This is a genomic window from Pseudoalteromonas sp. S8-8, assembly GCF_000497875.1.
Classification (GTDB): domain Bacteria; phylum Pseudomonadota; class Gammaproteobacteria; order Enterobacterales; family Alteromonadaceae; genus Pseudoalteromonas; species Pseudoalteromonas arctica.
In genome coordinates, this window is record NZ_AUTR01000057.1 from 32148 (window position 1) to 53856 (window position 21709).

Annotated in this window: 23 protein-coding genes; 13 read left to right on the top strand and 10 right to left on the bottom strand. The window is 37.7% G+C overall.

The genetic code is table 11. The features are described from left to right. Positions 1-9: 9 nt before the first annotated feature. The 3 genes from L659_RS0118185 to L659_RS0118195 all read right to left on the bottom strand — a co-directional run bounded on the left by L659_RS0118185 (position 10) and on the right by L659_RS0118195 (position 2407). Entirely contained in the window at positions 10-630 is a 621-nt protein-coding gene (locus L659_RS0118185; protein ID WP_007584723.1) for a 2OG-Fe(II) oxygenase, read from the bottom strand. 92 nt (positions 631-722) lie between these two features. Then, positions 723-1607: a LysR family transcriptional regulator gene (locus L659_RS0118190; protein WP_024591464.1), complete on the bottom strand. Its 885-nt coding sequence runs from the start codon at positions 1605-1607 to the stop codon at positions 723-725. A 377-nt stretch (positions 1608-1984) separates the two neighbouring features. Beyond that, positions 1985-2407: a DUF2721 domain-containing protein gene (locus L659_RS0118195; protein WP_007584730.1), complete on the bottom strand. Its 423-nt coding sequence runs from the start codon at positions 2405-2407 to the stop codon at positions 1985-1987. 75 nt (positions 2408-2482) lie between these two features. On the opposite strand from L659_RS0118195, the gene L659_RS0118200 reads away from it, so the two are divergent. From L659_RS0118200 to tsaD, 3 genes are read left to right on the top strand one after another with little or no spacing between them, the layout of a single operon-like run. Next, positions 2483-2836, top strand: coding sequence for a putative signal transducing protein (locus L659_RS0118200; RefSeq protein WP_007584731.1), 354 nt, complete (start codon positions 2483-2485; stop codon positions 2834-2836). After that, complete coding sequence (locus tag L659_RS0118205; protein WP_007584732.1) at positions 2829-3419, top strand: YjaG family protein; 591 nt, start codon at positions 2829-2831, stop codon at positions 3417-3419. The genes L659_RS0118200 and L659_RS0118205 overlap by 8 nt, the downstream gene beginning before the upstream one ends. Positions 3420-3457: 38 nt before the next feature. Further along, entirely contained in the window at positions 3458-4471 is a 1014-nt protein-coding gene (gene tsaD, locus L659_RS0118210; protein ID WP_007584734.1) for a tRNA (adenosine(37)-N6)-threonylcarbamoyltransferase complex transferase subunit TsaD, read from the top strand. Between the two features lie 11 nt (positions 4472-4482). Here tsaD and plsY read toward each other — a convergent pair whose 3' ends face one another. Continuing rightward, a complete protein-coding gene (plsY, locus tag L659_RS0118215) occupies positions 4483-5094 on the bottom strand; it encodes a glycerol-3-phosphate 1-O-acyltransferase PlsY (RefSeq protein WP_007584736.1) in 612 nt (203 codons plus the stop codon). 230 nt (positions 5095-5324) lie between these two features. Here plsY and folB point away from each other — a divergent pair, with 230 nt between their 5' ends. From folB to L659_RS0118230, 3 genes are read left to right on the top strand one after another with little or no spacing between them, the layout of a single operon-like run. Then, entirely contained in the window at positions 5325-5684 is a 360-nt protein-coding gene (gene folB, locus L659_RS0118220) for a dihydroneopterin aldolase (protein WP_007584738.1), read from the top strand. Further along, positions 5685-6173 (top strand): 2-amino-4-hydroxy-6-hydroxymethyldihydropteridine diphosphokinase, encoded by a 489-nt coding sequence (gene folK, locus L659_RS0118225; RefSeq protein ID WP_024591465.1) that lies wholly within the window; start codon positions 5685-5687, stop codon positions 6171-6173. Further along, the gene (locus tag L659_RS0118230; protein ID WP_007584742.1) at positions 6170-6970 is read left to right on the top strand and encodes an undecaprenyl-diphosphate phosphatase; all 801 of its coding nucleotides are present in this window, start codon (positions 6170-6172) and stop codon (positions 6968-6970) included. Before folK ends, L659_RS0118230 begins: the two co-directional genes overlap by 4 nt. Positions 6971-7033: 63 nt before the next feature. Here L659_RS0118230 and L659_RS0118235 read toward each other — a convergent pair whose 3' ends face one another. Next, positions 7034-7822 carry a hypothetical protein gene (locus L659_RS0118235; protein WP_024591466.1) on the bottom strand — a complete coding sequence of 263 codons (789 nt, stop codon included), beginning with the start codon at positions 7820-7822 and terminating at the stop codon, positions 7034-7036. Positions 7823-8073: 251 nt separating this feature from the next. Between L659_RS0118235 and mpl the strand changes: the two genes are divergently transcribed. From mpl to trmB, 5 genes are read left to right on the top strand one after another with little or no spacing between them, the layout of a single operon-like run. Beyond that, positions 8074-9429, top strand: a complete 1356-nt coding sequence (mpl, locus tag L659_RS0118240) for a UDP-N-acetylmuramate:L-alanyl-gamma-D-glutamyl-meso-diaminopimelate ligase (protein ID WP_024591467.1) — start codon at positions 8074-8076, stop codon at positions 9427-9429. Between the two features lies 1 nt (position 9430). Next, positions 9431-10051, top strand: coding sequence for a flavin prenyltransferase UbiX (locus L659_RS0118245; protein WP_007584746.1), 621 nt, complete (start codon positions 9431-9433; stop codon positions 10049-10051). Next, complete coding sequence (locus tag L659_RS0118250; protein ID WP_007584747.1) at positions 10051-10980, top strand: ABC transporter ATP-binding protein; 930 nt, start codon at positions 10051-10053, stop codon at positions 10978-10980. Before L659_RS0118245 ends, L659_RS0118250 begins: the two co-directional genes overlap by 1 nt. Then, the gene (locus L659_RS0118255; protein WP_007584748.1) at positions 10981-11748 is read left to right on the top strand and encodes an ABC transporter permease; all 768 of its coding nucleotides are present in this window, start codon (positions 10981-10983) and stop codon (positions 11746-11748) included. Then, on the top strand, positions 11748-12419 hold the full coding sequence (gene trmB / locus L659_RS0118260; RefSeq protein WP_007584750.1) for a tRNA (guanine(46)-N(7))-methyltransferase TrmB: 672 nt from the start codon (positions 11748-11750) through the stop codon (positions 12417-12419). Before L659_RS0118255 ends, trmB begins: the two co-directional genes overlap by 1 nt. A gap of 6 nt (positions 12420-12425) precedes the next feature. Here trmB and L659_RS0118265 read toward each other — a convergent pair whose 3' ends face one another. Continuing rightward, positions 12426-14309: a bifunctional diguanylate cyclase/phosphodiesterase gene (locus tag L659_RS0118265; protein ID WP_010554415.1), complete on the bottom strand. Its 1884-nt coding sequence runs from the start codon at positions 14307-14309 to the stop codon at positions 12426-12428. 264 nt (positions 14310-14573) lie between these two features. Here L659_RS0118265 and panP point away from each other — a divergent pair, with 264 nt between their 5' ends. Beyond that, entirely contained in the window at positions 14574-16199 is a 1626-nt protein-coding gene (gene panP / locus L659_RS0118270; protein ID WP_024591468.1) for a pyridoxal-dependent aspartate 1-decarboxylase PanP, read from the top strand. A gap of 67 nt (positions 16200-16266) precedes the next feature. On the opposite strand, the gene serA is transcribed toward panP, so the two are convergent. From serA to L659_RS0118290, 4 genes are read right to left on the bottom strand one after another with little or no spacing between them, the layout of a single operon-like run. Continuing rightward, the gene (gene serA / locus L659_RS0118275; protein ID WP_007584756.1) at positions 16267-17496 is read right to left on the bottom strand and encodes a phosphoglycerate dehydrogenase; all 1230 of its coding nucleotides are present in this window, start codon (positions 17494-17496) and stop codon (positions 16267-16269) included. Positions 17497-17505: 9 nt separating this feature from the next. Continuing rightward, positions 17506-18159 carry a ribose-5-phosphate isomerase RpiA gene (gene rpiA, locus L659_RS0118280; RefSeq protein WP_024591469.1) on the bottom strand — a complete coding sequence of 218 codons (654 nt, stop codon included), beginning with the start codon at positions 18157-18159 and terminating at the stop codon, positions 17506-17508. Positions 18160-18212: 53 nt separating this feature from the next. Continuing rightward, positions 18213-18809, bottom strand: a complete 597-nt coding sequence (locus tag L659_RS0118285; protein ID WP_029769940.1) for a 5-formyltetrahydrofolate cyclo-ligase — start codon at positions 18807-18809, stop codon at positions 18213-18215. Between the two features lie 18 nt (positions 18810-18827). After that, entirely contained in the window at positions 18828-19376 is a 549-nt protein-coding gene (locus L659_RS0118290; RefSeq protein ID WP_024591471.1) for a hypothetical protein, read from the bottom strand. Between the two features lie 292 nt (positions 19377-19668). On the opposite strand from L659_RS0118290, the gene L659_RS0118295 reads away from it, so the two are divergent. After that, on the top strand, positions 19669-21657 hold the full coding sequence (locus L659_RS0118295) for an LTA synthase family protein (RefSeq protein ID WP_010554420.1): 1989 nt from the start codon (positions 19669-19671) through the stop codon (positions 21655-21657). Positions 21658-21709 lie beyond the last annotated feature (52 nt).

Consider the following 21709-nt stretch of genomic DNA (forward strand, 5'->3'; position numbering starts at 1 on the left):
TATTTAGATCTATCGGGGCGGATCAATAATGCCGCTAATAGAGGCGTTTTTTCTAAACCATCCAGCAATAGAATAGCGTTCGTCAACTGCGGGAAGCACTTCATGGGCAAAACGTTCGCTTTCAAACATAACCAATGTGCCAGCAGTTGGTTTAATGGTTATTTCTACTTCTTTACTTTTAGGTTTATATATAACAAGTTCGCCACCTTGCTCTGGCGTATTTAAATAAAGCACCGTTGTAAATACACGATTAGATCGACCTTTAAATGCATCTAAATGTTTTTTGTAAAAATCACCCTGTGTATATTTTGCATAATGGCATTCGTAATCAAATAGCCCCATAAAAAAGCTACGATTTAACGTGGTTTTTATACTTTGCATTATTGCTTGGTAAGTAAGCTGTGCTTGAGAGCTGCCGTCAAACCAATAGGTTTTGTCAGTACGAATAGTTTTATCTATTTGTAAGTTATTTAATCGACCAATACCGGCAAGGCTAAAGTGGGGGTTTATACGGTGACAATCTGCAACTAAATCGTTAACTAAATCGGCAATAAGCGCGTTATGAATTACGGTGTATCCTTGGCGTTCTATATCATCTAAATAGACATCAGGACCAAAAAGTGTGTTCATTCACATCAGCTGTTTAAAAAAGGTGCGACAGTGTAGCCGAAAAGCGATTTAAAGCTACTGTTTATTGTGCCGCACTTTTTCAAAAAGAAGAGTTAGTTAAATGCAGCTCCCGCTTTTTTTATAAGCGACAACAAGTGCTCTACATGTTCGGTAATAGACGTTTGTTGGCTTGTCTGTACAATGAGTTGTTCGTGATTTAAATCTTTATTTGTTTTTAGTTGCACGAGTTCAGAGTTCTCTGCGATTGTGTTTGCATGCTCAATGCTTGCAATAGCAAAGTGATCTGATTTAACTACACCGGCCATTACTTGCTCAATGCTGCCCACTTTAATACTTGATGATTTATTTAAAGAATCAATTGCTTCATTAAGCATAGTTTGCACTTGTTTAGATTGAGAGAAGCAGCCAAACATAGGGTAGCTATCAAGATTTTGCTTACTTATATCGTTTTTATGTGCAAGAGGGTGATTTTTTGAAACAAATAATACAAGCTGATCAGGTAAGTGAATGTCACTGCCAATACTATTAATAGCTTGAGAGTATACACTTATGTCTATTTCACCTTGTTGGAGTCTGCGTGTTAGCTCTTGTTGATCTTGTAACTGCATTTCAATTTTTATATGAGGATATTGAGCTAAAAACTGTCCACAAGAAATAGGTACTATGCTGCTTGCCTTATTGGTATAGCCAATAACAAGTTTTTCATTAGCATTACCGTTTACTGATTGAAAAATCCGTTTTTTCGTTAGCTCAAGTTCCGATAGAGTCGTTTTAGCATATTCAAGGAAAAGTTCGCCTTCAGGCGTTAATTTAACAGAACGAGTTGAGCGTTTTACTAACTCATATCCCATTTCATTTTCAAGTGTTTGAATGCTGCGCGTTAGCGCTGAAGTACTAATTTGGGTTTGTTCAGCTGCTTGTCTAAAGTGACGTAATACACCAAGTGCTACAAATTGCTCTAATTGTTCAAATCTCACTTTATAGTCCCTTTTTATAAGTAAGTCGCAGATACCACGGATATCAAATATATTAATTTTTATTCTAAAGTTTAGTAAAATTATATATTGAAATACGGTTGCAAGTTCATACGTGTTTCCAGCAGGATACCCCCCTTTTAGTATTAATTAAAGAGGAAAGCGACCAAATAGTATTACTTTTTTAATTGATAACTAGTTGTTTATTGTGTTTTGTCTATATTTTTGCAATTTACTATCTAGGCAAAGTTATTTTAACTCAGTGGGTTAGTTAGGAGATTGGAATTTAATTGTTCTAATTAATAAAAAAGTACGCCCCAAAATAGGGCGCACATATAACATGATTATGACAAATAATAGGGTGTTTTATCTATAAGAGTTTATTTTACAAAATTTCTATTTATTCGGCTGCTTAATGGTTTATTTTCAATGCTTTGTAGTTCTATTTCAATCGCATCACAGGAAATATGTATTTCGAATAAAGACGTTAATAACGATAAACTTAAGCAAGCTAAGCTAATGCCAAATAAAATAATCCCTGTGGTATTAAATTCAATAAATAAAGCAAACATCGAAAATGTACACAGTAAAAAAGAGGCTACGCCGTATACCTGCATTGTTCTTATTAAGTTTATTCGTTTACGTAAGTTAGTGATTTGAGCGACTACAACAGGTCGGATAGATTCACCTTCGCGCGCATTTAACTCCCTAATTAATTGCGCTAAAACTAAAAATCGGTTTGTATAGGCTAATAATAGCAGCGATATGGCCGGAAAAAGTAAGCCCGGGGTTGTAAGTGTCATGTTTATTCCTTAAAAGTGCAGCATGCTAATAATTTAGCGTAGGATATTGTTAACACAAAATAAATGAGGTGAATATTGCAAAATATTAATAATAAAAATTCAACTGATAGCTCTTTTCAATGGGTTACAATTTATAAAGCCGAAAATACCCTTGAAGCTAATATTATTAAAGGTTTAATACAAACCAGTGGGATTGAATGCAAAATAAAAGGTGAGATGCTCCAAGGCGCATTGGGAGAAATTCCATTTGATCAAGCACAAGTTAGTGTGCAGGTTTATGCGATAAAAGAGCGCCATGCGCGCCAAATATTGTTAAACTATCAACAAGTAAAACAATCCGCTCCAGATTGGGTATGCCCTAACTGTAATGAGCATAATGGATCAACATTTGATTTTTGTTGGTCGTGTGAGACGTTAAAGAATGACTAAAGCAAATAATTTTCAGCGTATTAGAGAGCTTAACTATTTACAAAAAGCTGTTTTAGCAAGTGCTTTAATAGAGCGAATGCTGCCAAATTACGGTTTATTTAGCGAAGCAACGGGGTTTGGTGATGAAACCTTACTTCGTAATTCGCTTAATGTTTGTTGGGAAAAAATATTACTGCCTAAAAGTAAAATAGATCTCGAAAAACAAGTTGAAAAAATAGAACCGAATGTTCCTGAACTTGCTGATTTTGATATGTTTGGTACTTACCCTGCTATTGATGCTGCAACGTCTTTACTTAGCTTAATGCATGGTTTAATGGCGCAAGATGAGCAAGAGTTCATTAGTGTCAGTAAAATATCTCAAGCAACAGTGGCTCGCTTTATTGAATATCAAATGACGGTTGAAGGTGAGGTTGCAGATAACACAGCAGTTAGAGAGCATCCATTAATGCAATACGAAATTGAAGTATTAGGTGAGCTAATTGATTTTGTAGAAAATATGGGGCGTATTACCTCTGATAGCGTGAAGGCACTTAAAAAGTTTGCCCTAGAAGATGGCCAAACAAATATTGGCCTTACGTTATAAAAACAGCGAAGTGAAATTTTAAAGGCAGGAGAAGTACAGTGCGAATTTTAGGCATTGAATCGTCATGTGATGAAACAGGTATTGCAATATACGATGACGAAAAAGGCTTGTTAGCTCATCAATTATACAGCCAGGTAAAAGTACACGCTGATTATGGCGGTGTAGTACCGGAACTTGCATCGCGCGATCATGTTCGTAAAACGCTACCACTTATAGACGCAGCTTTTGCACAAGCGGGTTGCGGCCCAGAAGATTTAGACGGTATTGCTTATACTGCAGGCCCAGGTTTAGTTGGAGCATTGTTGGTAGGTACTTCTATTGGTCGTTCATTAGCATACGGTTGGGATATTCCAGCTGTTGCTGTTCATCATATGGAAGGGCATTTACTTGCTCCGATGCTTGAAGAAAATATTCCTGAGTTTCCGTTTATTGCATTGCTTGTATCGGGCGGTCATACCATGATGGTTAAAGTAGCGGGTATTGGACAATACGAAGTACTAGGTGAGTCAGTTGATGATGCCGCAGGCGAAGCCTTTGATAAAACGGCTAAGTTACTTGGTCTTGACTACCCTGGAGGTCCGCGCTTAGCCAAAATGGCCGAACAAGGCGTTGCGAAGCGCTTTATTTTTCCTCGCCCGATGACCGACAAACCAGGTCTTGATTTTAGTTTTAGTGGTTTAAAAACTGCAGCATCAATCACTATTCGTGAAAATGACGATGACGATCAAACTAAAGCTGATATAGCGCATGCATTTCAAACAGCGGTTATTGATACGTTGGTTATTAAGTGCAAGCGAGCGCTTAAACAAACAGGTATTAAGCGTTTAGTAATCGCCGGTGGCGTAAGTGCAAATACACAGCTTCGATTGCAGCTTGAACGCGTAATGAAAGGTATGAAAGGCGAAGTTTTTTATCCGCGTACTGAATTTTGTACCGACAACGGTGCAATGATTGCTTATGCAGGAATGCAACGTTTAAAAGCAGGGCAATTTGCCACGCTTGATATGAAAACAAAACCTCGTTGGCCTATAGATAGCCTTGAGCCGATTTAATGACTCATATTTTAGATATTTTTGTTTTCATCGGTGGGTGCTTTTTTAGCACCCACTTTTGGTTCTTCCCCGCTAAATAATCGAATAATATTAGTACGGTGACGAAATATAATTAACAGCGTGATAAAAGTAACGGGAAGAGTATAAAGTGGCTTTATCAGCCATGTATATAAGGGCGCTAAAGATACAGCTACAAGCGCTGCCAGCGATGAATAGCGTGTTATTGCCACTATAACTAACCAAGTGCATACAAGTAAACCAGCCAATGATAAGCCAATAGGTAATAATGAGCCAAATGCCGTTGCTACGGCTTTACCTCCTTTGAAGCTAAAAAACAGTGGGTACATATGACCTAAACAAGCAGCTACTGCGACTAATCCAAGCTCTAAAGGTTCAACTTCTAAAAAATAAGCCCCCCATACTGGAATAGTGCCTTTTAAAATATCAAACACTAAAACCAAGCAAGCCGGAAATGCTCCGCCTAATCTATAAACATTTGTAGCCCCTGGGTTGTTAGAACCACTATTACGAGGGTCAGGGAGTTTGAACAACCGCGACACTAAAATAGCCGACGAAATCGACCCAAGTAAATAAGCTAAAACAAACATTAAAGTGGCTAACACACGCTTCCTTATTTTTTAATTACTATACCAATTGATAGTACTTTTAAGCTATTATTGGCAGCAAAATTTATCGTGAAAATTATTAACAGACTATTTAATAGCTAGTTTGGTTATTTTGCTATTGTAGAAGTTATTTTCACATATTTAAACACTGGCTAAACCATATACAGTATTAATTTTATTGATGCTTTGTATAGTTGCTTAGTCGTTTGTTGTTATTTGGAGTATCAATGGATAAGGTTTTTATATCTCAATTGCACGTCGACACTATTATTGGAGTGTACGACTTTGAAAAAGAAAGTAAACAGAGCCTTTATTTTGATATTGAAATGCTTAGTGATATTAAGCCTGCAGCCGAAAATGACGATATTAATTTAGCACTGGATTACTCAAAAGTAAGCGAACGCGTTATTAAGCACTGCACTGCAAAACCTGTTGAGTTGCTAGAGACTTTGGTTGAGCAGTTGGCTGAGATTATTTTAAGCGAGTTTAATACGCCACAAGTTACTATAAGAGTAAGTAAACCTGCAGCAGTAGCACAAGCACAAACTGTAGGTGTTGAAATTACACGTGTTAAGGCAACTGACTAAATGGCTCAAATTTATATCAGCCTAGGGTCAAATATAAATAAAGCGCATTATATACAATGTGCATTAATTGCACTTAAGCAGCACTTTGAGCACATTGTGCACTCGTCTGTTTTTGAAAGTGAAGCAGTTGGGTTTGCTGGCAATAATTTTTATAATTCAGTAGTTGGCGCTACAACTGATATGTCGCTTGCTGATGTATGCGCTTTATTAAAAGAAATAGAGCGTGATAATGGGCGTACAGCGAACGATAAAAAATTTAGTCCACGAACGCTCGATTTAGATTTACTGTTTTATGATGATGTAACTTGCGATTCCCCAGCGCAATTACCACGTGATGAAATAACTAAAAATGCATTTGTATTACAACCTCTGAGTGAGGTTGCCCCAGATTTTTATCATCCTGTAGCTAAGCAAACGATTGCGCAGTTATGGAATGAATATAATAACCCTCAACAAAAGCTATGGAAGGTGGAGTTTTCTAACCTATGAGTATTATCGAAATAATTATTTTAGCCCTCATACAGGGATTTACTGAGTTTTTACCAATATCGAGTTCTGCGCATTTAATTCTCCCATCGCAAATTTTAGGTTGGGAAGATCAAGGGCTTGCGTTTGACGTAGCAGTACATGTTGGTACTTTAATAGCCGTTGTTATTTATTTTCGTAAAGAAGTAGTAGATATACTAAGCGCATGGTTTAAATCTTTTGGTAAGCAAGGCACTACCGATGACAGTAAATTAGGCTGGTGGATTATACTAGGTACAGTGCCTGCCGCTATTTTAGGTTTACTTTTAAAAGACTTTATTGAGTTATATTTGCGAAGCGCTTGGGTAATTGCTACTACCACCATTGTATTTGGTTTGTTGCTTTGGTACGCAGATGCAAAAGGGAAACAAATTAAAACTATTTATCAGCTCAATTGGAAAACGGCACTTATCATTGGTTTCGCACAAGCTGTTGCAATGATCCCGGGTACTTCTCGATCAGGTATCACGATGACCGCTGGTTTAATGTTGGGTATGAATAAGCAAAGCGCAGCGCGTTTTTCGTTTTTACTAGCGATTCCGATTATTTCTATGATGGGGCTTTATTATATTGCAGAGCTTGCACTGGGTGACCATGTAGTTGATTGGAATACATTATTGCTTGGTGTGGTGCTATCGTTCTTATCGGCTTATGCATGTATATTTATGTTTTTAAAAGTAATAGAGCGAATGGGTATGTTGCCATTTGTAATATATCGTTTATTACTCGGTGTCGGTTTGATTGTATTTTTAACGCTATAAACAAACTTAATTAGTAAAACCAAAAAAAGCACCTTTAGGTGCTTTTTTGGTTTTAAACTCAGCTTATAAATTTAATAAATAAGCTTCAATAAAGCGGCGTTGGTTAGCGGCTTTTGGCGCTGTTTTAAATATAAGTGTATTACCATTTTTACGTAGTTTTAGCTCATTAGTAAATTTACATTCGATAGCATTGAACTGAGCTATGTCGTTTTTAAAACTTTGGTCTTTTTCGCACATGTATGCCATTTCGTTTGCAACTTGTGCACAAAATGAACCCACTGGATATTCTTTTAGGTTTTCATCATCAATGCTTTCCCAATCAACATTGGTATTTATTTTTAATCCGCATTGCTTATCTATTTCGCTATTAGCGGCAGCTATATTTTTTTGTTGATACCCTAAATGCTTTTCACGATTAAACTCCGCTAGTTTAGCTTGAGTACCTTTATTTAATTGTTGATCGTATTGCGCTTTTAAGTCTTCAACAATGGCAGGGTTTGACTCTTCTTTTTTTGATAAGTAAATTCCATCACGAGTGTCTGGAATATAAAGATTGTAAGAGCAACAGCGGTAGCCTTCCTCAACACTTACTAAACTTCTTTGTGTACCATCGTAAGTATATTTGTAAGCTTTATTACTACCATGAGGTTTTAAATCGGTTAAAAATACAATGCCATCAATATCATGGTTTATGCCTGTTACTTTTACTAAAGCTTGTTTTTTATCTGTTGTTGGGGCAATAACAACATTAACGCCTTCGCCCGAACTTAGTTCTATTGGGTACTTAGCAAATTCCAAAGCAAAGCTTTTTTGACTAAGTAAAATACAGGCTATAAAGAATAGTTTTTTCATATTAAGTCCTTTTTAAGTTTTAAAGTTATACAGCAAGCTGGTTTATAACATTGATAATAATTGATTAAAAGCAATACAGGGTAGGTGAACGTGCCTATTTTTTGATTTTTAGCGTTTAAAAAACTAATTAACGTGTTTTTGGCACGAGTGAATTGTGCAGACGTACATAGTAACTAAGCACGAATTTTGGCATTATAGCGCCATTAAACTTTGCATAGCTGTAAAGTGAGCATACGATTTAAGGAAAGTATATGCATATACATATTTTGGGCATTTGTGGCACGTTTATGGGTGGCATTGCAGCCATTGCTAAATCATTAGGCCATAAAGTAACGGGTTCCGATCAAAACGTTTACCCACCAATGAGTACGCAACTTGGAGAGCTTGGCATTGAACTGACTCAAGGCTACGACGTATCTCAATTAGAGCCAAAACCAGATATGGTAGTTATCGGTAATGCAATGAGCCGTGGTAACCCGTGTGTTGAATATGTGCTTGATAAAGGCCTGCCTTATACATCTGGCCCTGAATGGCTTAAACATAACCTATTACAAAACTCGTGGGTACTTGCTGTAGCCGGTACGCATGGTAAAACAACCACAGCAAGTATGCTTGCGTGGGTTTTAGAGTACGCAGGTTTAAAACCAGGGTTTTTAATTGGCGGCATAGTCCAAAATTTTGGTGTATCGGCCAAAGTAGGTGAAACGCCATTTTTTGTTATTGAAGCCGATGAATACGACACAGCTTTTTTTGATAAGCGCAGTAAGTTTGTCCATTACCTTCCGCGTACACTTATATTAAATAATCTTGAATTCGATCACGCTGATATTTTCGAAGATTTAAACGCAATAAAAAAACAATTTCATCACTTAATGCGTACATTACCTCAAAGCGGCAAGGTAATTTGGCCTAAGCAAGACGTAGCGCTTAATGACGTAATAGCACAAGGGCTTTGGAGCGAAAGCGAAACACTCGGTGATGACTGGGGCTATGAATTAATAAAAGCCGATGGTAGTGAGTTTAATGTACTTTTAAATAACGAAAAGCAGGGCACTGTTTGCTGGCAAGCAATAGGCGAGCATAACGTTAAAAATGCAATTATGACTATCGCAGCAGCGCGCCATGTGGGTATAGCTGTTGATCATAGTATTGATGCCCTAGGAGAATTTATTAGCCCTAAAAGGCGTATGGAGCTAAAGGCTGATATAAATAATATTAAGGTGTATGACGATTTTGCGCATCACCCAACAGCAATTAAAACTACGCTTGCAGGACTGCGCGCAAAAGTAGGCGATGAAAAAATTATCGCTATTTTAGAGCCGCGCTCAAATACTATGAAAATGGGTGTGCATCAATATACATTATTAGATTCACTGCGTGATGCTGACGACGTACTACTTTTTGAACCAGAGAATCTAAATTGGTCGCTAAAAGAGCAAGCAGATAAAGCGGGTATGCAATGCTATAGCAGCACACAAACAATTATTGATACGGTGCTTGAAAGTATTGAGCCTAATCAACATATTTTAATTATGAGCAATGGCGGTTTTAATGGCCTTCATCAACACCTTGTTGATGGTTTAGCTGATAAATACAGCGGAGAATAGTGTGCAATTTAAAGATAGAATTACGCTCGCTTTTAGCGGTGCATCAGGTGCGCCTTATGGTTTAAGGTTACTTGAAGTGTTGCTTGAGCAGCAATTTCAAGTTTACGTACTTATCTCAAGTGCAGCGCGAGTGGTGCTTGATACAGAATCAAATATTAAGCTCTCTGGTAACGAAGATAAAGCCACTGAGCAGTTAAGTACGCTGTTTAATGCTAAATCTGGGCAGTTAAAAGTATACGGTAAAGATAACTGGTTTAGCCCTGTGGCTTCGGGCTCTGCGGCGCCTAAAAAAATGGTGGTATGCCCGTGTAGTGCAGGATCGGTTTCTGCAATTGCAGTAGGGGCGTCAGATAACTTATTAGAGCGCGCCGCTGATGTGGTAATTAAAGAACGCGGACAGTTAATTTTAGTGCCGCGCGAAACACCGTTTAACGAAATTCATTTAGAAAACATGCTTAAGTTATCTCGTTTAGGTGTGACCATAATGCCAGCAGCGCCTGGCTTTTATCATAAGCCACAAAGTATTGAAGACTTAGTTGATTTTATGGTGGCGAGAATTTTAGATCATTTAAATATTGAACATAACCTAACAAAACGTTGGGGTTATGGTGAGGGTAAGTAATGAATAAGCAAAATATTGCTTTAAATATAGAAGGCCTTACCAAGGTTTATAAAAATGGTGTTGAGGCTATTAAAGGCGTTGATTTGCAAGTTAAAGAGGGCGACTTTTTTGCTTTACTTGGTCCAAACGGAGCAGGTAAATCAACCACCATTGGTGTTATTTCGTCACTTGTTAATAAAACAAAAGGCAAAGTAGAAGTATTCGGTTGTAATATTGATACTGACTTAGAAGCTGCAAAAGCGCATTTAGGCTTAGTGCCGCAAGAGTTTAATTTTAGCCAATTTGAAACGCTTAGCCAAATACTTGTTAACCAAGCCGGTTATTATGGTGTGCCACGTGGCGAAGCCCATAAACGTGCTGATAAATACTTAGCGCAACTTGGCTTACTTGAGAAAAAAGACAAACAAGCACGTACGCTTTCAGGCGGTATGAAACGCCGATTAATGATTGCGCGTGCCCTTATGCACGAACCTAAGTTGCTTATACTTGATGAGCCAACAGCGGGTGTAGACATAGAACTTCGTCGTTCAATGTGGGATTTTTTACGCCAAATAAATGAGCAAGGCGTAACTATTATTTTAACTACACATTACCTTGAAGAAGCAGAGTTATTGTGTAAAAACATCGCCATAATCGATAATGGCCGAATTGTTGAAAACACGACCATTAAAGCACTGCTTGCAAAGCTTGATAAAGAAACCTTTATTTTAGATTTAAAAATGCCAGCAAACCCTGTAACGCTTGAAGGTTATAAATTTACCATGACGGACGATCACACTGTTGAAGTGGAAGTCGCTAAGTCTCAAGGCTTAAATGCGGTTTTTAGTGCATTAACAACTCAAGGTAATACTGTATTGAGTATGCGAAATAAAGCAAACCGATTAGAAGAGTTATTTGTTGGATTACTAGAGCAAGGGCGGGGCGAATAAATGTTTAAATATGGCGTAGCCTTAAAGAGTTTGTGGATCAAAGAGTGCATTCGTTTTTTACGTATTTGGGTGCAAACTTTAGTACCGCCAGCAATTACGATGAGCTTATATTTTGTTATTTTTGGTAACTTAATTGGTTCACGCATTGGCGACATGGGCGGCTTTAGTTATATGGAGTTTATTGTACCTGGCCTTATAATGATGTCGGTTATTACTAACTCTTATTCCAACGTAGCCTCTAGTTTTTACTCAACAAAGTTTCAAAAAAGCATTGAAGAGCTTTTAGTTGCACCTGTACCTAACTACATCATTGTTCTAGGTTATATGGGCGGCGGCATGACGCGCGGTATTATGGTGGGCTTTATAGTTACCTGTGTGTCGTTATTATTTGTTGATATTCAAATTCATAATATTTTTGTAATTATGGCGACGGTTATTTTAACCTCAGCTGTATTTGCTTTAGGTGGCTTAATTAATGCGATTTACGCAAACAGCTTTGACGATATAAGCATTATCCCCACCTTCATACTAACGCCACTAACTTACTTAGGCGGTGTATTTTATTCAATTACGTTGCTGCCTGAATTTTGGCAGAATGTATCACAAATCAACCCTATAATTTATATGGTTAACGCATTTCGTTATGGCTTTTTAGGTGTGTCGGATGTTGATTTGAGCGTGGCTCTTGGGGTTATTTTAGTATTTATAACAGCGTTATTTACATTAGCGCTTACATTGATCAAAAAAGGTGTGGGGCTAAGACACTAATGAGTGATGCAAATTCACGTAGTATTGTATCTAATCAAGCGGGTATTCACGAAAAGCTTGATGAAATAGTAAATAAGCACTTAGATGCTGAATTTAAAAAGCCAATTGCAGCACACACCCAAGCCGCATTTGACGAGGTTAATGCTAAAGTACAAGCCTTTAGTGGCCCGCTTATTTTAGACTCGTGTTGTGGCGTAGGTGAAAGCTCAGCTAACTTAGCTAAGCGCCACCCTGATGCACTTATAATTGGTATTGATAAATCGTCGCACCGATTAGATAAGCACGATGTTGAATATAAGCAAACAGATAGTGGTCAGTACATCTTAGTGCAAGCAGACTTAAATGACTTTTGGCGTTTAGCGGTTGCTGCTAATTGGCAACCTACGCACCATTATTTGTTGTATCCAAACCCGTGGCCTAAATCTAAGCATATTCGTAGGCGCTGGCATGGCGCAGCTATTTTTCCATTTATTGTTAAGTTAGGTGGAAAATTAGAAGTACGCAGCAATTGGGATATTTACGTTAAGGAGTTTGCTCGGGCGCTCGAATTAACAGGCAACCCTTGCGATGTAACGCTTTATGAGTCAGACGATGCCATTACGCCTTTTGAGCGTAAATACTGGGCCAGTGGCCAGCAAAGCCACCGACTCGTTATTAACTTACCTCGCTAAAGTAAGTTAAAGTGCTAATTCTTCTTCTATAACCGTACTAACATGTGACACTGGGTGGGCAAAGTAGTTGCCTTGCATTAGTGTCACATTCGCCTTTTTAAGTGCGGTTACTATGGTTGCATTTTCTACCGACTCTGCCATTAATTGCAAACCAAGTTGATTAGCAAAACTGGCTATATGTTCAATAAATAAATAGATATCTTTGTCATTCACTATTTGCTTTATTAGTGCGCCATCTAGCTTAATACCATCTACTTCCAGCTTAAGTACGTTTGATATATTTGAATAACCACTACCAAAGTCATCAATAATAACCTTAACGCCTTTCGTTTTAACCATTCCAATAAATGCTTTTACCTCAGAAAAGTTGGCAATAGCTTGGGTTTCTAAAAGCTCTAGTGTGATATTACCAGGATGCGGGTAGCGCTTAAGTTCGTCCGCAATAAACTCACTTAAATTAGGGTCGAGCATATCTTGTGCTGTTATATTTAAACTCCAGCAAATATCGGTTTTTCTAAAGCGACTAACACATTGTGAAAATATAGTACGGGTAAGTATTCCGTCCATTCTTGAGCGAGTAACAACATTTAAAAATGCATCAGGTTTCAACACTTCCCCTTGCGCCGTTACCATTCGAGCTAAACATTCGTATTGAACGACCTTGTTGGTATTTGTATCAATAATGGGTTGAAAGTAAGGCACTATACGGTTGTTATCAAACGCTTCACGCACCTCTTTAGCCATTTCAACATTGTATTGATATTGCGTTTTTACATCGTGTAGCGCTTTTGAGTAGTTAACTACGCTATGCCTGCCTTGTTTTGCTTGCAGCGCCGCTATATGAGCATTTTCAAGCAGTAGCGATTTATTGCCACTGGCAATACCTGCACATAGGGTTATGTAAATAAAAGGGTCAGTTAACACTGGGGTATTAAAGTTATATGTTTTTACGAGATCGGTAAATTCGTCATTACTCATTTCTTTAGGCGCGAGTAATACTATTTTGTTGGTTGCTAGTCTGTATATATGGCAATGCGCAGAGCTTCTGAGTTTAAAGTGAATAAGTAAGTTTTTCATTACTTTGTCACCCACTTCAGTGCCGTAGAAACTGTTTATATCTTCTATTTCATTAACCCAAATAACGGCTAACTGCATGTGATGAGCATTACTTTTTTTAATAAAGTACTCAAGAGCAATATGATTTGAAAAACCAGTACTTGAGTCAGTTGCTAAAGAGCGCTTTAGTAAATAAATATATATGGCGGCAACTAGTATCGCGATAAAAAAGAAGAAGCTCGCCATGGCAGCTGCTTTTGATACGCTTTCTTTAAGTTTCTCGTTTAAATTGTAAATAGTTATATCGGCACCCGTTAAATAGGTATTGCCGTTAATAGGGTCAACGTAAGGAATAAAAATAGTTTTAAAGTGGCCCCACTGATCGCTCGATATTTCAAATACAGGCTCGGTTGAGTAAAAAGCACTTATATTTGCATCGGTAGCTTCAGGGTAGAGATCTAAAAATTGAGTTACTTTGCCATTATTCTGATCGTCTTGCGTGTAGCTTGATGAGCTAAAAAGAACCTTTCCGTCTTTTAAAATCATTGAATACACATAAGCAATATCAAGTGCTTGAGCAAACTCAGAGAGCTGTTTACTCTTATTTTGATAGTAAGAAAAACTTATGTTGTCGCCTTGATTAACCGCACTTAAGTAATTTTCACCTAGAATATGTTTAACGCTGGTGGCGGCATTAAGTAAGCGATTATCAACCGACTGCATTATTTCAGCACGCGTGGTTTGGTATGTGTAGTAAACATAGGTAAGCAAGCTTATTAAAAACAAGCTAAAGCCTGCCACTATCCAACTAACTTTGACTCTTCCTTCTGGCATATGTGTCCCTTTTTTGTTATCAAATTTATTATACCCAAAATAAGTAAATGCCCAATAAATAATTAGGTTTGGTAGAGTTTTAATTAAATTATCATTTTTTTGTCATCGCTTTGATTGCTTTTATAGGTTTAAACGAGACATTTTAGTTATATTGCAGTAAAGTTAGCGCAATTTTTAAAGAAACACGATTGCTCTAAATGTCCTAATAAGTAGGTGTTTTTGATGGGTAAGCGCGTGTTTTAGCTACACACACTAGGTATTGAGATGGATCAAAAGCGTTGTGCCGTCGCCTCTAAAGAAAGCCTTAAGCGTATATTTACTGTACCTGAAGCGCCAGACTCAACTTTAAGCAAAATCGAGCTTGAAATTTCGAGTAATTTAGCAGGTTTTCTAAACGAAAATATAGCGGCAATTGAAAAACCATTACATGAAATCGAAAAAGATTTTCAGTCGGCAGTGATCCCAGAGGATCCAACGTTTGTATCTGCTTATGCCCAAGACATAATGGAGCAACTTGTTGCACATTCTGTGCATACAGCTGCGCCTAGCTTTATTGGTCACATGACCTCTGCCTTGCCGCATTTTTTATTACCGCTGTCAAAATTGATGGTAGGGCTAAATCAAAATCTAGTAAAAATAGAAACGTCTAAAGCGTTTACGCCTCTTGAACGTCAAGTGCTTGGAATGATGCATCATTTAGCTTATGGGCAAGAAGATTCATTTTATTCTAAATGGATGCACAGTGCTAAAACCTCACTAGGTGCATTTTGCTCTGGTGGAACGGTTGCTAATATTACTGCGCTTTGGATTGCTCGAAACCGCTTATTAAAACCCGATGGCGATTTTAGAGGTATCGGCGCACAAGGCCTAATTGCCGGTATGCTGCATTACGGCTATAAAGGTTTAGCAGTATTAATATCAGAACGCGGACATTACTCACTAGGTAAATCGGTTGATTTACTCGGTATTGGTCGCGATAACTTAATTGGTATTAAAACCTGCGAAAATAATAAAGTTGATGTAGGAGCTATGCGCGAAAAAGCACGTGAGCTTGAATCGCAAGGCATTAAAGTAATGGCGATTATTGGGGTAGCGGGTACAACCGAAACCGGTAATATTGACCCACTTGATGAAATGGCCGACTTAGCACAAGAGATTAACTGCCATTTTCATGTAGATGCTGCATGGGGAGGAGCAACCCTTTTATCGAACACGCATCGCCCTTTATTAAAAGGGATTGAGCGAGCAGATTCAATTACCATCGATGCACATAAACAAATGTATGTACCAATGGGAGCGGGCTTAGTTTTATTTAAAGATCCCGCTGCAACTGATGCAATAGAGCATCACGCTGAGTACATATTACGTAAAGGTTCAAAAGACTTAGGTAGCCACACGCTTGAAGGCAGCCGACCTGGTATGGCAATGTTAGTACACGCTTGCTTACGTGTTATTGGTCGCAAAGGTTACGAAATGCTGATTGATCGAAGCATCAAAAAAGCACATTACTTTGCTGATTTAATTAAAGCTGATGAAGACTTTGAGCTTATTTCAGAACCTGAATTGTGCTTATTAACGTATCGTTATGTACCTAAGAAAATTAAACAAGCAATAGCTGATGCAGATGCTGCAACTCGGTTAGATATTTTTGCCTCTCTGAATCGTTTTACTGCCAGTATGCAAAAACGTCAGCGAGAGTCTGGTCGCTCATTTGTATCACGTACTCGTTTAACGCCTTCTAAATACGACAATCAACCTACAGTTGTATTTAGAGTGGTACTTGCAAACCCGCTTACATCAGGCGCTATTTTAAAAGAGATATTAGCTGAGCAAAAAGAGTTGGCTGCAACAGATCCGGTATTCAAAAAATACCTAAGAAAGTATATGTAATCTAAATACAAAAAAGGGTCACTTAATGAAGTGACCCTTTTTGATATTAGAATAGCTGATTAAATTACTAATGCAGAATACGTGCTCTAATTGTACCTTCAACTGCGCTTAGTTCTTTAAGTGCTACTTCAGATTGATCTGTATCTACATCAATAACTACATAACCAATAGATGCGTCTGTTTGTAGGTATTGCGCAGCAATGTTAATACCGTGCTGTGCAAACGCTTGGTTAATTTGCGTTAGTACACCTGGGCGGTTGTGGTGTACGTGTAATAAACGGCTACGATTAGCAAGCTCAGGCAGCGATACCTCAGGAAAGTTAACAGCTGTAATAGTTGAGCCATTATCTGAGTATTTAGCCAGTTTACCCGCTACTTCAATACCAATGTTTTCTTGTGCTTCTTGTGTAGAACCACCAATGTGCGGCGTTAAAATAACATTGTCGAATTGGCGCAGTGGCGATACAAATTCTTCATCGTTAGATTTTGGCTCAGTAGGGAACACATCGATTGCTGCACCACTTAGTTTTTTCTCTGTTAGTGCTTCTGCAAGTGCATCAATATCAACAACAGTTCCGCGTGAAGCGTTGATCAAAATAGATCCCTGCTTCATAACAGCAAGTTCTGCACTACCAATAAGATTTTTAGTTTGCGGTGTTTCTGGTACGTGTAAACTAATAATATCAGAGCGTTGTAATAGCTGAGTTAGGTTGTGAACTTGTTTTGCATTACCGAGTGATAATTTATCTTCGATATCGTAAAACTCCACGTTCATACCGATATTTTCAGCCATAATACCTAGCTGAGTTCCAATGTGACCGTAGCCAATAATACCTAATGTTTTACCACGTGCTTCAAACGAACCATTTGCTGTTTTTAACCAGCCACCACGATGAGCCGCTGCATTACGCTCTGGAATACCGCGTAATAAAAGTAGGATTTCACCAAGTACAAGTTCAGCAACTGAACGAGTATTAGAAAATGGTGCGTTAAATACAGCAATACCGCGTTCGCGTGCTGCATCTAAATCAACTTGGTTTGTACCAATACAAAAACACCCAACAGCAACTAGCTTGTCAGCTGAGTCTAATACGGCTTGGTTAATATGAGTACGAGAACGAAGTCCTACAAAGTGAACATCTTTAATGCGCTCTTTTAATTCGTCCTCAGGTAAGGATGTTTTAACGTAGTCGATATTGCTGTAACCGTTACGTTTTAGCGTTTCAACAGCGCTTTGGTGAACACCTTCAAGCAAGAGAATTTTAATTTTGTCTTTTGCTAACGATACCTTACTCATAACCTCATCCTATTTAATTTGTGGCCCATTTTTAGTACCGATAATCACTTTATCAGCACCACGCATTGCAAATAGGCCGTTGGTAACTACGCCAACAATTGAATTTATTTGTGCTTCAAGTTGTTTAGCATTGGTAATTTTTAAGTTGAATACATCTAATATAACGTTACCGTTATCGGTAACTACGCCTTGGCGATAAACAGGGTCACCACCAAGCTTTAATAATTCTCGTGCAACGTAGCTGCGAGCCATTGGAATAACTTCTACCGGAAGCGGGAAGTCGCCTAATGTTTTTACTAATTTGGTGTCATCTACAATGCACACAAATTGTTTAGCTACAGCGGCTACTATTTTTTCGCGAGTGAGGGCTGCACCGCCACCTTTAATCATTTCGTTTTGATCGTTTATTTCGTCAGCGCCGTCAACGTATACATCTAAAGCAGCAACGTTATTAAGCTCAAATACTTCAATACCTAACGCTTGTAAGCGCGCGGTTGAGGCTTCTGAGCTTGATACAGCGCCTACAATAGTGTCCTTTACTGAGCCAAGGGCATCAATAAAGTGATTAACAGTAGAGCCTGTACCCACACCTACAATAGTGTTTTCTTTTACAAACTCGAGTGCTGCCCAAGCAGCTGCTTTTTTTAATTCATCTTGTGTCATTGCTTTGTGCTCATGTATGTCAGAAATATGCGGTTAGTAATCAAATTTAATTGTTACCAACAGTATGTTTTATCTGGGGTGATAATGGTTTTAAGTGGTACATCCCACGACTCGATTGGTAGAGCCTCAACTTTTTGGCATTCATGTGCAAGGCCAATTAGTTGTGGTTTTTGCCAATTTTGTTCGTGTAAACGTGCCAATGTCCGGTCGTAAAACCCACCTCCCATTCCTAGGCGATTACCTTGTTTATCAAATGCAACTAATGGCATAAGGAGGTAATCAAGCACTGGTAATGGGCATATTTGAGAGCAGTTCAGCTTAGGCTCCAAGATACCATAGCGATTTGCTCTCATGGGTGAGTTTTTCTCATAGCGCTGAAATAGTAAATTAGCGCCATTGAATGGGTGTATTATAGGTAGGTAAACGGTATGGTTTAAACTCCATAATTCTTTAATTAACAATGAAGTGTCTAGTTCCCCATCGTTACTCAAGTAAATGGCAATATGCTTTGAATTCGTTGTTTTTTCGCTTTTTAAATGTTGAATAAAATTCATTTTTACCGATTGCGCAGCAATTATTTGCTGATTATTTGATAAGTTTTTACGGGTGTTACGAATTTCCGCTCTTATTTTTGCGCGTTTATTGCTCATTAAATTAATTAGCCATTCTTAAAAAGAGAATAAATCGGGAAAAATTAAAAAAACAGCCAGTACGACTAGCAAAATTGTGGCAGTTGCAATCAATGAATATAAAAGTAAGTTACTGCGTTTTTTAGGAGGCGCTAAATCATCATCTAGCATTAGATCGTCACCTTGCCATTCGTCAATACTTTCGTCTGGTGCTTTTAATTGAGCTTCAGGAAGGCGTTGCTCTAACTCGTCTAGCTTTTCTTCAAGGCGAATTAAGCTGCTAGTGATGTAATCGAGTGCATCAAAAATACGTTCGTTACGTTGGTTGTTATTTGCAGCTGCGGGGGAGCTATTTTGAATTGCATTTGAAACAGCTTGCAGCTTACTTTTAATACCTAAGCTTGCTAGTAACTTAGCCTGTTTTAACGCTTTGTCTTTATCGCTTGGTGCAAACAGTGGCTTACCTTTAAAAAAAAGAGCTACTTTTTCATCTGACGTTTTTAATTTTACAGCTAAATTTGTACATGCTGTTTTTATGTCAACGTTATCGGCAAGTCCTGCAAATATAACGCGAAAGTTATCGGCCATTTAACTGTCCCTAAAGCTTTATAATGAAGCGAGTATAAACCGAACCCCTTTATAAATGTATCTCTATGTAAAATAAAATTGTTAAACGTATCGGTTTCCTAAAATATTACTTACAAAAAAGTTGGTTAATATTTCAATAGAATATTTCATTACTTGCAATTAAATGTGAACGAAATATTTTACATGTAAATTTTTCTCTTTAATTACAGGTAATTACAGCTATTTCCTTGTTGAAATAGCTTAAACAAGTAAAATTGTTTTCCTAGGGGTATAATATATTAGGTACAGGATTTTGCTAAAAACACACACACTTCCATCTAGTCGTTGGCTAGAATTTGTAAAAGAAAGCGGACGTATCGCCACACTTTGGTTTGCTGGTGTACTGCTTTTTATGGGCTTTCGGATTTTCTTTTTAATTCATTTTAGTGATCGTATTACTTCAGAACTAGATATTGATTCAATAATCGCGACATTAAAAGCGGGTCTAGCATTTGATTCTGCCGCGACGGGAGTCTGTTTTAGTATTGTTTTTATTTTAAACTGTATTTTACAGCCTCTGCGTTTAGGACAATGGGTTAGAAAAGCACGTATATATACAAGCCGAATATTTTTCATTACGGCAATAATACTATGTATAACGAGTATTACTTACATTGCTGAATATGGAAGCCAGTTTAACTTTTTTATGTTTGAAGGACTAAATGACGATCAACAAGCTATTGCATTAACTGTAATTGAGCAATATAAACCGTGGGGGAGTCTACTTAGTTTAGTTGTTTTATTAGCGATGGCATTTAAAATAAATAAACTAGTTGATAGGAAAAACTATAGTGTTATCAATCATCTTTTCACCACTAATATATTAAAGCGTACGATTTTAGTTGCATTGATTATTGTTTTATTTGTTTGTGCAATAAGAGGGTCATTTGAAACTCGTCCGGCTTCTCGAAAATGGTCAGCAGTAACAACAGATGCTTTTGTAAATAATCTTGTAATAAATCCATTTCGAAGCTTTATATATGCCATTAAAGATTATAATGATTTACAAAGTTTTGGTTTAAATGGTCATAATCCTTACTTACGAAAAAGTGCACCTGACATAGATAACCCTTTAGCGGCGCTTGAGAAAAAAACGAATACGCCAATGTTAGCGGCACCTTCACAAGTATTTTTTATTGTTATGGAAAGTTATGATGCTTGGCCGTTACAGCAAAAATATACATCGCTCAATTTAACTAATGAACTACGTAATTTAGCTAGTAAAGGTATATATTTAAATAATGTATTACCTGCAGCAAGCAGTACTATGAATTCGCTATCTAGCCTTATGTCTGGTATTGCGTTTTCGGGCGTTAACATGAGCCGTATTGGACCACAAAAACCAGCGAGTAAGTTATCAATATTTAATCAACTTGAGCAACTAGGTTATCAAAGTCGATTTTATTATGGCGGCTTGCTGTCATGGCAAAATGTAGGCGAATATGTGCTTTCACAAGGAGCTGATAAAGTATTTTCGGCTGCAGACACTGGAGGTAAAGGAAGTGCTGGTGTGTGGGGAATTGATGATGGTCAGTTATTTGATTTAGTCGATACTAAAACAGATGAAAAAAGTTTTAACTTAATCATGAGTGGGAGTTACCACGGGCCATTTAACTTAGATTTAGATAAGTATGGGTATCCTTTAAAATCAGTTGCTGACTATCCAAAAGAAATTCAAGCTTTAGATGATGACTTATTAGACCCTTACGTATTAGGGCATTTATGGTATGCCGATAAAATGCTTGGTCAATTTGTTCGTAAAATGGAGCAGCGCTATCCAGATGCATTATTTGTAATTACAGGTGATCATTATAGTCGCCGTTATTTACATCATCGCCCGGGTCTATATGAGCTAACACATGTACCGCTTGTTATTTATGGTAAAGGTGTAAATCCAAACTGGGTATCGAGTGATCAATTAGCGAGTCATATGGATATTGCGCCTACATTATTAAACTTAATAGCGCCGCAAAAGACGACATTTTATAGCATGGGCCAGTCACTATTAACTCAACCTAAAGATCGTACTGTATTTGGTTTTCAAACTGTACGTAAACCAGAACAGCTTTGGCGTGGTGATTTTTCGTCAATGTATGAGTATCAAAAAGTTAACCCAGAGGATCGGATTAACTTAGTCCCACTTGAGCCGCAACCTTTTGAACCAATCGATGTAGCAACAGAGCAAGCTTATAATAAGTATATGGCTACAGCGTGGCAGTTACTTACTAAAGGAATGGATTAATAGATTTAAAAGTAGCTTTTAAATCTGCTTTTACTCAATTAGTTTACATATA